The organism is Flavobacterium petrolei, assembly GCF_003314435.2.
In the GTDB taxonomy this organism is placed as follows: domain Bacteria; phylum Bacteroidota; class Bacteroidia; order Flavobacteriales; family Flavobacteriaceae; genus Flavobacterium; species Flavobacterium petrolei.
In genome coordinates, this window is record NZ_QNVY02000001.1 from 78,198 (window position 1) to 90,643 (window position 12,446).

Consider the following 12,446-nt stretch of genomic DNA (forward strand, 5'->3'; position numbering starts at 1 on the left):
ATTTTGTCATTGCGAGGAACGAAGCAATCACATTAGTTGCTCAACTTATATCCTTATACTAGTACGATTGCTTCGTTCCTCGCAATCACTACTGATACTTTTATTATGAAATTCCAATTCCTGTTTTTCCTTTTACTAATTTGCGCTTTCACAAGCCACAGCCAAGTCTTACGAAAAAGAACCAGCTTACTTATGGGCGGTCGATTTGACATTTCCATCGTTGACAAAGATTCATTATCGGCAGAACAAAACATATATGCAGTTATTAATGAAATTACCCGAATCGAAAATTTAATTTCCGATTGGAAACCAGACTCACAGGTTTCTGAAGTGAACCAAAATGCAGGTATTCGGCCAGTGAAAGTGGATAAAGAAGTTTTTGAATTAACGCAAAGAGCGATTCGGTTTTCTGAAGTGACGAATGGTGGTTTTGACATCAGTTTTGCGGCAATGGATAAAATCTGGAAATTTGATGGTTCCATGACACAAATGCCTTCGGCCGAAGCCATTCAGAAATCAGTTGAAAAAGTGGGCTACAAAAATATAATCTTGGATAGCGTTCAATCCACCATTTTTCTGAAACTAAAAGGGATGAAAATTGGTTTTGGCGCTTTAGGAGAAGGATATGCCACCGATAAATGCCGCGATATGATGCTTGCAAAAGGCGTTAAAGCCGGAATTATAAACGGTTCAGGAGATATGAGCACTTGGGGGAAACAGCCCAATGGAAAACCTTGGAATATTGGAATTACGAATCCCTTTCATCCTGAAAAACTCGTTGCAGTTGTACCATTAAAACAGGATGCTATAACCACTTCGGGCAGCTATGAAAAATTTGTTGTTTTTAATGGCAAACGCTATTCGCATATTATTAATCCGGCAACAGGTTATCCTGCAACGGGTTTGTGTAGCGTGACGGTTTTTGGACCGAATGCTGAAACGGCGAACGGTTTGAGTACTTCGTTAATGGTTTTAGGAAAAACAGCTGGGCTTCTTTTACTCAACAAATACGCTGATTATAGCTGCATCATGATTACCGATGATGGAAAAGTGATAAAATCAAAAAACTTCCGAATCAAGAAATTTAAGGCACGCCTTTAATTCTTCTGAGCTTAAACTTCCGAAATTAAATACTAGCTCCACAAAGATAAACTTCCTATTTGTGGTCAGGACAGGTTAATTCCAATACTGCCTCTTTGATATAAATTTCAAAAATCAAAGTTTACTATCAAAAATCTGTAGCATAAAAACGGTAACACACAACGCTGCTATTTGGATTACTCTTTAACAAAAATTAACATAAAAGATATTCATAGTCTTTTTGGAGAAGAATTTTCAGAATCTAGAAGTCAAAACAACCAAAAAACACTAGACAAAGGCCTCAAAAAGCATGTGTTATTTAAAAAAATGCTATTTTAAACAAACACAAATAGCTAAACTATAATTAGTTAAATAAAAAATAAAATATTATTAATATTTAATCTAAATAAGTTTTGTCAAACCAAACTTGGGTTTTATATTTGCATCGTTATTTTTAATTATTCCAAATAAACACTCATGAAATATATTTTCCTTCCCACATTAACACTTTTATTTAGTTTGACTTGTTTAGCACAAGAATCAGTGAATACATCTGACGATAAAAATTTTGAAGATCCTTTCGAATCCATAACGGATACCATAAAAAACAAAAAAGGAGGAGTACTTAAAGAAGTTGTTATCACAGCCAACAAAGAGAAAAAGGCAGTTTCAGCATTAAGATCAGGATTAAAACCAATGGACACTCCGCAAAGTGTTCAGGTTATTGGAGCTGAAATAATCGAGCAACAACAAGCCATTCGCCTAAGTGAAGTTATCAAAAATGCCAATGGTATTTATGTAGGTTCCGCACGTGGTGGCGCTCAGGAATCATTTTTCTCAAGAGGATATGATATGTCAGCCAACAATATGTTTAAAAATGGTTTCCGTTATAATGCAGGTTCTATCCCGGAAGTTTCAGGTTTAGAAAAAGTGGAATTTCTTAAAGGTGGTTCTGCCTTATTGTATGGAAACGTTGCTCCGGGTGGAATTTTAAATTTGGTTACTAAAACCCCTTCTTTCAAGAGCGGTGGAGAAATTACAATGCAAGCAGGTAGTTATTCCTACTACAAACCATCGATTGATTTTTACGGCCCTTTGAATAAACATATCGCTTATCGATTTAATGCTTCTTACGAAAACTCAGAAAGCTTTAGAGATGTTGTCAAAAATGAGCGTATTTATGTAAATCCTTCATTCCTTTTTAATGTAAGCGATAAAACTCAAATTACGGTACAAGGTGACTATTTAAGTGCCGATTGGACTCCTGATTTTGGAACAGGAATTCTTGGTAAAACTATTTTAGATTTGCCCCGCAACAGTTTTTACGGTGCGCTGTGGTCTACTGGAAATACAAAATCGGCAAGTGCTTCGGTATTATTAAACCATAGCTTTAATGAAAACTGGAAATTAAGTTTTAATACCTCGTTTCAAAACTACGATAGAAGCTCTAAATCAACGGCGCAATTATCAAATCTAGACACGTATGCCACTCCTGGTGACTGGAATAGAGGATTAGTTCAGAATAAAAACTCAGAACAAATATTTGGTGACCAATTGAGTTTGCAAGGTACTTTTTCGACTGGAAGCATCAAACATCAAATTTTCACTGGAGTAGATTATGAAAATTCTTTGGCTACAGCCAACACCTACGCTTTTTACGATGCAAATGGCAAAGTAATCACTACTTACGATACTATAAATTTATTTACATACGACCCAAATGTTCCAACATTGGCAATACCAAACTCAAGAGCAACCCAAACGGTATATACGAGCACACAGCGATTCGGAATCTATGCGCAAGATTTGATATCGTTTACAGAAAAAATCAAACTTTTAGCAGGACTGCGTTGGTCTTGGCAAGAATCACAGGCGGATACGCATAATTTAACCAAAAATCCGATAACCATTGCCGAAGGCGCCAAACGTTTAGATAATGCTTTTTCACCAAAAATTGGATTAGTGTATCAACCTACAAAAGACATGTCTTTGTTCGCTAGTTACTCGAACTCGTTTACCCCAAATACAGGAACAACGGTAGATTTAAAACCATTAGAGCCTTCAATCATAGACCAATACGAAGCTGGAATCAAAAAAGATTTTTGGAAAGGTGCCTTAAGTACCAATGTAACTGTCTATCAAATTACGAATAGCAACTTAGTTCAAACGGCGATTTACAAAGCAGACGGTACCTTGAATATCAATCCGATAGATCCTAATTTAAGAGAATTAAGTGGTGAAACAAAAAGTAAAGGAATCGAAATAGATGTAACAGCAAGACCTATAGTTGGATTAGGAATGAATGCCGGCTACAGCTATAACGACATGCGTTATGAGAAAACTTCAGGACTAAACGGTAGCCCGATAGCAGGAAATCGATTAGCTAGAACACCTGCAAATACAGCTAATTTGAGCTTTTTCTATACTTTACAAACAGGGATTTTGAAAGGAATGTCTCTTGGAGCCATCGGAAACTATATTGGTAAACGTGTGGGAGGTTGGAATAATCAATATGATTCAACCCGACCAAATGGAATTTGGGACAGAGAAATTCCTTTAGAAGGATACACAACAATTGATGTTTCAGCAGGTTATGAATGGAAAAAATTCTCCATATTGTGTAAATTATCTAATGTAACAAATGAGTTGAATTACACGGTACATGAAAATTACAGTGTAAACCCAATCGCTCCACGTCAAGTATTGACAAGCTTGAAGTATAAATTCTAAAACCTTGCAAAGGTTGTATTTTATCCAAAGTTTTTCTGCTTCTTTACTTTTTTTGAAAAGCAGAAAAACTTTGGATTTTTTAATTAAAAAATCCCATATCCTTTTTACAGGAAATGGGATTTTATATTTTAAAAGAATTTAACGGCTATTTCAAACCCGCCAGACTATGTTCAATCGTTTCAATTTTTGCCAAAGCATCCGCTTCTTTTTGTCTTTCGTTTGCCAGAACTTTCTCTGGCGCACCAGCCACAAATTTCTCATTTGCCAGTTTGTTTTGAACTGATTTCAAGAAACCTTGTGTGTAAACCAACTCAGTAGTCAATTTTGCAATCTCAGCTTCTACGTCAATACTTCCGGTGATTGGAATGAAATATTCGTTCGATTTCACACGGAAAGACAATGCTCCGTCTACTTTGTCCGAAACATATTCCAATGAAGTGATGTTCCCTAATTTAGTCACAACCGAATCAAAATAAGTCGATGCTTTATCATTGTTTACCACTTTCAATTCTATGGTATCTTTGAATGGAATATTTTTGTCTTTACGAATCGTTCTAATTCCAGAGATCACTTCAATTGTATTGTCAAAATCAGCAATCAAAGCTGCGTTAAACGGTTTCATTTCCGGCCAAGTCGAAACGATTAACGCTTCTTCTGTAGTTCTTTCGGCAAGAATTTGCCAAATTTCCTCTGTCAAAAATGGCATAAACGGATGCAACAATTTCATATTATTTTCCAGCATTTCTATGGCTTTCTCCAAAGTTACACTGTCAATTGGCTGTTGGTATGCCGGCTTTATCATTTCAAGGAACCAAGAACAGAAATCGTCCCAAACCAATTTGTAAATTGCCATCAACGCATCGGAAATTCTGTATTTCTCGAAATTGTCTTCAATTTCCAAAAGTGTTTGTTGCAATTTAGCTTCGTACCATTCAATCGCTACTTTTGAAGATTCTGGTTGCGGAATAGCATCCGAAACTTCCCAACCTTTGATTAGTTTAAAGGCATTCCAAATTTTATTCGTAAACGCTTTTCCTTGGTTACACAATTCTTCATCAAACATAATGTCGTTTCCCGCAGAAGCACTTAAAAGCAATCCCACACGAACTCCATCGGCACCAAATTTTTCAATTAAATCTAAAGGATCAGGTGAATTTCCTAATGATTTAGACATTTTACGACGTTGTTTGTCACGAACCAATCCAGTCAAATACACATTTGTAAATGGTTTTTTACCAGTGTATTCATATCCTGCAATAATCATTCTCGCCACCCAGAAAAATAAAATATCTGGACCGGTTACTAAATCATTTGTTGGATAATAGTATTTAAAATCTTCGCTTTCGGGATCCATTATTCCACCAAAAACAGACATTGGCCACAGCCAAGAAGAGAACCAAGTATCAAGCGCATCAACATCTTGCTTTAAATCTTTTGTTTCAAGTTTAAGGTTTAAAGTTTTCTCTCTCGCTAACGTTAAAGCGTCTTCAATGTTTTCAGCGACCACGAAATCTTCTTTTCCATCGCCATAAAAATATGCAGGAATTTGCTGTCCCCACCACAATTGACGCGAAATATTCCAATCGCGGATATTATTTAACCAATGTGCGTACGTATTATTAAAACGTGCAGGATGCAATTTGATTTCACCATCTTCCAATACAGATTTGATTGCCGGTTTTACCAAATCTTCCATTTTTAAGAACCACTGATCAGATAAACGAGGCTCGATTACCGCTTTGGTTCTTTCGGAAGTTCCTACTTTATTTAAGTGTGTTTCTGTTTTTGCTAAAGCGCCAATAGTTTCTAATTCTTTGGCGACAGCCTCACGAACTACGAAACGATCTTGTCCTTGATAGTGTAATCCAAAACTATTCAAGGTAGCATCTTCGTTGAAAATATCAATAATTTCCAGATTATGCTTCTCTCCTAGCGCTTTGTCATTCATATCGTGAGCAGGCGTCACTTTCAAACAACCAGTTCCAAATTCGATATCAACATATTCATCCTCGATAATTGGAATTACTCTTCCACAAATAGGCACAATCGCTTTTTTGCCTTTTAAATGAGCAAAACGTTCGTCATTTGGATTAATACAAATTGCGGTATCTCCAAAAATAGTTTCCGGACGAGTAGTAGCAATCGTCAGGAAGTCTTCACTTCCTTCGATTGTATATTTTAAGAAATATAATTTTCCTTGTTGTTCTTCATAAATTACTTCTTCGTCAGAAAGAGTCGTTTTTGCTTCCGGATCCCAGTTTACCATTCGGTATCCGCGATAAATCAATCCTTTGTTGTATAAATCTACAAAAGAACGAATTACTGATGCTGACATATCAGGATCCATCGTAAACTTAGTTCGCTCCCAGTCACAGGAAGCTCCCAATTTTTTTAATTGGTCTAAAATTACACCACCGTATTTATCTGTCCATTCCCAGGCATGCGCCAAAAATTCTTCGCGAGTCAAATCATTTTTATTGATTCCTTCAGCTTTTAATTTGGCTACAACCTTAGCTTCTGTTGCAATTGAGGCGTGATCCGTTCCTGGAACCCAGCATGCATTGAATCCCTTAAGACGCGCTCTTCTAATCAATACATCTTGAATCGTATTGTTCAGCATGTGTCCCATGTGTAAAACTCCAGTCACATTAGGTGGTGGAATTACTATGGTATATGGTGTTCTGTGATCTGGTTCTGAGTGAAAATAATTATTTTTCATCCAGTAGTCATACCACTTATTCTCAATAGTTTTAGCGTCAAATTGTGCAGGAATTGTCATTTTATTGTGGATCATTTAATCGTTAAGTTCACTTATTTGTCGGTTCCGTTTATTAGTTAACCAAATCAACAAATAACCTTTTAGACTTTGGTCTGATATTTGTAATTCTATTCTGGAACAAAAGTAAATAAATATGTAGACTATAAAAAGGGAAATAAAAATTTGTCCGTTAATTAAAACAAAGTACATTTACTTTACTGAATTTAAAAATTTCAAAATGAAAAAAACAATAGCTTTATTCGCATTCGCTCTCATCAGCAGTATCAGTTTTGCCCAAAATGGTCCTAAAATCGAGTTTGCCGCCCAAGACAACACGATTGATTACGGAAAGGTTACCAAGAATGAAAATGGATCTCGTGATTTTATCTTTACAAATACTGGAAACGCGCCATTAATTATTACGAATGTACTGTCTACTTGCGGATGTACGGTTCCTACAAAACCAGACGAACCAATCATGCCTGGAAAAAAAGGAAAAATAACCGTAAAATACAATATGGCTCCAGGTCCAATCAGAAAAACAATAACTGTTGAATCGAATGCCGTTAATTATGAAGCGGGAAGAGTCGCTATAAAAATAAAAGGAGAAGTAATTTCGAATTAATTTCTTAATCAATAATAAATTAAAAACGCTTTTGGAAAATTATCCAAAAGCGTTTTTTGATTATAAAACATCAAACAATTGAAAGCTGAATTTTAAAATTTCACTATCACGCTCCACTTCCAAAGTAATCCATTGCTCCTGCTCTGATTTAAAAAGAGTATTGATCTCTTGCAAAGAATATTTGTATGCAGGACTCCTATTTATCAATATTAGCACATCTCCTTTCTGTAATCCTGCTATTTCTGCCGGTGAATTTTTCCGAACATTGGCTATTTCATATATTGGTTTTAATACGAATTTATATTTAAAATCTTTTTTCTTATTATCATTGGAATCAAATACGTTTGTGGCTAATGGGACCGTTTCAAGACGTACTGTTTCTTGAATCCATTGCAATCCTTTATGTTGTATTTCAACCCCGCTTTTATTATACCCAAAAGCAGAATTGTATTCACTATTTTTTTTAAAATACATTTTTTGTTTTTGGTAATCAAAGACAATATCAAATCTTCTCAGAATTTCACCTCCAACTGACCCCATTCTATCTGCAACCATGTTTACATTTTTAATGGAACTCGAATCTGGAAAGGCTACTATAGGATTATTAAATTCAAATTCTGAAATGATAAATTTTTGAATCCTAGCCCTCTTACCTTCTATATCACCACTAAAACCTCGGCCTAAAAAATCATTAAAACTTTTTGATGGAACATTAATTACCTCTGAACGATTTTGAAAAAGCCATATCGCATCACTATTTCCTATATCAATCAGCAACTTTACAGGAATTTCACGGCCTTCCATAACTACTTTACTTTTCAAATAGGGCTTGGATTTTTCTATAGTGATTGGGATAGAAATATATTTTTTTTCAGTTTTTTTCCTGTTCGTTTCATTGTCTTTGTAAACAATTATTCTTTTTTTCTTATAATTAATTTCAACCAAATTATTTCTGAAAAACTGGTGACCAATAATACCGTTTACGGGAATACCAATATGAGATGATAAATTAAAATCCGGATCTAATACAATATAAAACATATGATTTTTATATTTCATGCTACCAAACTCCAATACATTATTAGTTGATTTTAATCCTTCAACTGCCGCTTGACTTCCTAAGCCTTTTAGAAGTATCCTTTCAGTATTGAAATATCGGACTTCTTTTTTATCCTCTAAACTGAACAATATGGTTTCAGCAACACCGGTATCCAGTAAAAAATTCAGTTCTATCCCATTCACTTTCATAGGTACAAAAACTAAATTATTGATTAATTTAAAAGGGACGCTTATCTTATTGTCATCTTTTTCAAACTGAAATCCTTGTTGAGAAAATACAGAATAACTAAAAGAGCACGTAAGAATTAAAAAGAGCAGTTTATTCATTGTTTTTCTTTTCATAAAAATACTAAATAAATCATATCAAAAATGCAGATTTAACAATATATACTCCTTTTGATTAGAATAAATTCGGAAAAAAAATTGCAAATTTGCAATTCAATAATTTAAGACTATGCCAACAATATCAAACAAAGGCAGACAAATGCCAGAATCACCAATTCGAAAATTGGTTCCCTACTCAGAAATTGCTAAGAAAAAAGGAAATAAAGTATACCATTTAAACATTGGGCAACCGGATATAAAAACTCCCGAAGTTGCGATGACTGCCGTTAAAAATATTGATTTAACTATATTAGAATACAGTCATTCTGCCGGAAATGAAAGTTACAGAAAAAAATTATCGGCTTATTATATCAATCAACACATTTCAGTAAATATAGAGGATATTATCATTACCACCGGCGGATCAGAAGCACTTATGTTTGCCATGGGAAGCACGATGGACCAGGGTGATGAAATTATTATTCCGGAACCTTTTTATGCAAATTACAATGGATTTTCAACGGCTTCAGGTGTTACCGTAGTTCCTGTAATTTCAACAATTGAAACTGGTTTTGCTCTTCCTGCAGTAGAAGATTTTGAAAAACTGATTACTCCAAAAACAAAAGCAATACTGATTTGTAATCCCGGAAATCCAACTGGATATTTATATTCAAAAGAAGAAATTATGAAACTGGCTGCGTTAGTCAAAAAACATGATTTGTTTTTAATCTCTGATGAAGTATACCGCGAATTCACTTATGATGGAGATGTACATTACTCTGTGATGAATGTTCCCGGACTTGAAGAACACGCTATCATGATTGATTCTGTTTCAAAAAGATACAGCATGTGTGGTGCCAGAATAGGATGTATAGTTTCTAAAAATAAGGAAGTGATGGCTACTGCGATGAAATTTGCGCAAGCAAGATTAAGCCCGCCAACCATTGAACAAATAGCAAGCGAGGCCGCTCTGGACACTCCACAAAGTTATTTTGACGAAGTAATTTCAGAATACAGAGAACGTAGAGACACTTTAATTGAAGAGTTAAATAAAATAGATGGCGTTATTGTTAGCAAACCAAAAGGTGCTTTTTATTGTATTGCACAACTGCCGGTGGACAACGCTGATGCGTTTGCACAATGGCTTTTAGAGAGCTATGACTTAGATGGCGAAACAGTAATGGTAGCACCCGCAGCAGGATTTTACTCTACTCCAGGAATGGGATTAAATCAAGTTCGAATCGCTTATGTTTTGAAGAAAGCCGACTTAATAAGTGCCGTGAGAATCCTAAAAGCAGCGATTCCGGTTTATAACGCATCACTTACAAAAGTATAATTAAACAAGAAATTTTAGATTTACCACTCCAGTAAATTGTTTTCTACATATAAAGGCAATAGCGAACTCGTTATTGCCTTTCTTTTTACTTCCAAAAAAAGAAATGATAAAGCCTTATAGAACCGATAAAGTAGTCTTAAATAGTGAGACCGATAGAAATTCTTAAATTTTTATTATTTATCTTTACCGCTTAAATATTTATACCAACAATAATAGTTGCTTTTAATGATAAAAAACGAAGAATTTCAAGACGAAATAGGAGATAATCATGTTAGTTTATCCGCAAAAAATCCAGTAAGAGATGATGCTTTTGACATTTCTGATGATGATAAAATTGAAAAAATAAAAAAAGACGTTGAGAGCATTCTAATTACACTTGGAATGGACTTGACTGATGATAGTTTGAAAGGCACGCCCAATCGTGTTGCAAAAATGTTTGTGAAGGAAATTTTTGGAGGTTTAAATCCTGCAAAAAAACCAAAAGCTTCTACATTTGACAATAATTACAAATACGGTGAAATGTTAGTTGAAAAAAACATCATCGTATATTCTACCTGCGAACATCATTTATTGCCCATTATAGGAAGAGCACATGTGGCTTATATTTCTAACGGAACAGTTATTGGCTTATCTAAAATGAACCGTATCGTGGAATATTATGCCAAAAGACCTCAGGTACAAGAGCGTTTAACGATGCAAATTGTTCAGGAATTACAAATAGCTTTGGGCACAGACGATGTAGCTTGCGTAATTGATGCCAAACACCTTTGTGTGAATTCAAGAGGAATCAGTGATATTGAGAGTAGCACTGTGACATCCGAATTTGGTGGAAAATTTAAAGATAGTGTAACTCGAAGAGAGTTTTTGGATTATATTAAATTAGAGACAAAGTTCTAGTCCTCTCCCCGACCCTCTCCAAAGGAAAGGGAGCCTAGTCTGGTAAGGCCTGAACAAGATTACAACAATTATTAATAACACATTCACGTCTCAACTCCCTTCCCTTTGGGGAGGGCTGGGGTTGGGAAAACAATAATCTACAATGCCATTATATAGTAGCCAAAATCTAAAAATATACAATTCTCTTTCGGGAGAAAAAGAAATATTCGCACCCATTCACGAAGGAAATGTTGGGATGTATGTGTGTGGACCAACGGTTTACAGTAATGTGCATCTTGGAAACGTGCGTACTTTTATGTCTTTTGACGTGATTTTCAGGTATTTTTTACATTTGGACTACAAAGTGCGTTATGTTAGAAACATTACGGATGTAGGTCATATTGTGGATGATGTGGATGAAGGCGAAGATAAAATTGCCAAAAAAGCACGTTTGGAGCAGCTGGAGCCGATGGAAGTCGTACAGCGTTACACTGTAGATTTTCATGATATTTTGAATGAATTTAACTTTTTGCCACCAAGTATTGAACCAACGGCAACGGGCCATATTATTGAGCAAATTGAAATAATCAAAACTATTATTGACAAAGGAATTGGTTATGAAGCCAATGGATCGGTTTATTTTGATGTGGTGAAATTTAATGAAACCAATCATTACGGGCGATTAAGCGGCCGTAATATTGAGGATATGCTTACCAATACCCGTGATCTTGACGGACAAAGTGACAAGAGAAATCCACAAGATTTTGCACTATGGAAAAAAGCGGAAGCACAACATATCATGCGTTGGCCCTCGCCTTGGAGCGATGGATTTCCGGGATGGCACTTAGAATGTACAGCAATGAGTACTAAATACTTGGGCAATCATTTTGATATTCACGGTGGTGGAATGGATTTGAAATTCCCGCATCATGAGTGCGAAATTGCACAAAACGAAGCTTGTACCGGTCAAACTCCAGTTAATTATTGGTTACATGCCAATATGCTGACTTTAAACGGTAAAAAAATGGCGAAATCTACCGGAAATAATATTTTGCCAAGAGAAATATTGACTGGAGAAAACACCATTTTGAGTAAAGCTTTCTCAGCATCGGTAGCCCGATTTTTTATGTTGCAGGCGCATTATAGAAGCATTTTAGATTTTTCTGACGATGCCATTGTTGCTGCCGAAAAAGGATACAAACGATTGATGGAAGCGATGAACTCCTTAAAAGAAATCACTGCTGACACAAAAAGTACAATTGATATTTCAGCGTGGAAACAATCCTGCTATGATGCGATGAATGACGATTTTAACACGCCAATTTTAATTGCGCAGTTGTTTGAAGGCGTACGTTTTGTCAATTTATTAAAGGATGGTAAAGAGACTTTGAATTCCGATGACTTAAACAATTTTGCAAAAGCAATGCATGATTTTGTTTTTGATGTTTTAGGATTGGAAGATGAAAAAGTTTCGGACAGCAATAACGATAAATTAGAAGGAACAGTGAATATGCTTATCGACATGAGAAAACAGGCCAGAGACAACAAGAATTTCGCCTTGTCTGATCAAATTAGAGATCAATTAATCGCTTTAGGAATTCAATTGAAAGACGGTAAAGAAGGAACGACATTCAGCATTTAGTGTTGAGTAATCTCAT

At 35.3% G+C, this 12,446-nt stretch carries 8 protein-coding genes; 6 read left to right on the forward strand and 2 right to left on the reverse strand.

What is annotated here, in order from left to right; genetic code table 11:
- The first annotated feature begins 105 nt into the window (after nt 1-105).
- Nucleotides 106-1,101 (forward strand): FAD:protein FMN transferase, encoded by a 996-nt coding sequence (locus tag DR871_RS00340; protein WP_113665356.1) that lies wholly within the window; start codon nt 106-108, stop codon nt 1,099-1,101.
- Between the two features lie 456 nt (nt 1,102-1,557).
- Nucleotides 1,558-3,810, forward strand: a complete 2,253-nt coding sequence (locus tag DR871_RS00345) for a TonB-dependent siderophore receptor (protein ID WP_113665355.1) — start codon at nt 1,558-1,560, stop codon at nt 3,808-3,810.
- 145 nt (nt 3,811-3,955) lie between these two features.
- Here DR871_RS00345 and DR871_RS00350 read toward each other — a convergent pair whose 3' ends face one another.
- The gene (locus DR871_RS00350; protein ID WP_113665354.1) at nt 3,956-6,589 is read right to left on the reverse strand and encodes a valine--tRNA ligase; all 2,634 of its coding nucleotides are present in this window, start codon (nt 6,587-6,589) and stop codon (nt 3,956-3,958) included.
- 217 nt (nt 6,590-6,806) lie between these two features.
- On the opposite strand from DR871_RS00350, the gene DR871_RS00355 reads away from it, so the two are divergent.
- The gene (locus DR871_RS00355; protein ID WP_113665353.1) at nt 6,807-7,193 is read left to right on the forward strand and encodes a DUF1573 domain-containing protein; all 387 of its coding nucleotides are present in this window, start codon (nt 6,807-6,809) and stop codon (nt 7,191-7,193) included.
- 60 nt (nt 7,194-7,253) lie between these two features.
- Here DR871_RS00355 and DR871_RS00360 read toward each other — a convergent pair whose 3' ends face one another.
- Nucleotides 7,254-8,579 carry a PDZ domain-containing protein gene (locus tag DR871_RS00360; protein ID WP_113665505.1) on the reverse strand — a complete coding sequence of 442 codons (1,326 nt, stop codon included), beginning with the start codon at nt 8,577-8,579 and terminating at the stop codon, nt 7,254-7,256.
- Nucleotides 8,580-8,706: 127 nt separating this feature from the next.
- Here DR871_RS00360 and DR871_RS00365 point away from each other — a divergent pair, with 127 nt between their 5' ends.
- From DR871_RS00365 to cysS, 3 genes are all read left to right on the forward strand, one after another.
- Entirely contained in the window at nt 8,707-9,912 is a 1,206-nt protein-coding gene (locus DR871_RS00365) for a pyridoxal phosphate-dependent aminotransferase (protein ID WP_113665352.1), read from the forward strand.
- 225 nt (nt 9,913-10,137) lie between these two features.
- Nucleotides 10,138-10,809, forward strand: a complete 672-nt coding sequence (folE, locus tag DR871_RS00370) for a GTP cyclohydrolase I FolE (RefSeq protein ID WP_113665351.1) — start codon at nt 10,138-10,140, stop codon at nt 10,807-10,809.
- Nucleotides 10,810-10,951: 142 nt separating this feature from the next.
- Nucleotides 10,952-12,430, forward strand: coding sequence for a cysteine--tRNA ligase (cysS, locus tag DR871_RS00375; protein WP_113665350.1), 1,479 nt, complete (start codon nt 10,952-10,954; stop codon nt 12,428-12,430).
- Nucleotides 12,431-12,446: the final 16 nt, after the last annotated feature.

Bases quoted from the DNA above. Each gene is read 5' to 3' on its own strand.
- cysS (WP_113665350.1), top strand. From the start codon at position 10,952: ATGCCATTATATAGTAGCCAAAATCTAAAAATATACAATTCTCTTTCG.
- DR871_RS00365 (WP_113665352.1), top strand. From the start codon at position 8,707: ATGCCAACAATATCAAACAAAGGCAGACAAATGCCAGAATCACCAATT.
- folE (WP_113665351.1), top strand. From the start codon at position 10,138: ATGATAAAAAACGAAGAATTTCAAGACGAAATAGGAGATAATCATGTT.
- DR871_RS00355 (WP_113665353.1), top strand. From the start codon at position 6,807: ATGAAAAAAACAATAGCTTTATTCGCATTCGCTCTCATCAGCAGTATC.
- DR871_RS00350 (WP_113665354.1), bottom strand. From the start codon at position 6,589: ATGACAATTCCTGCACAATTTGACGCTAAAACTATTGAGAATAAGTGG.
- DR871_RS00340 (WP_113665356.1), top strand. From the start codon at position 106: ATGAAATTCCAATTCCTGTTTTTCCTTTTACTAATTTGCGCTTTCACA.
- DR871_RS00360 (WP_113665505.1), bottom strand. From the start codon at position 8,579: ATGAATAAACTGCTCTTTTTAATTCTTACGTGCTCTTTTAGTTATTCT.
- DR871_RS00345 (WP_113665355.1), top strand. From the start codon at position 1,558: ATGAAATATATTTTCCTTCCCACATTAACACTTTTATTTAGTTTGACT.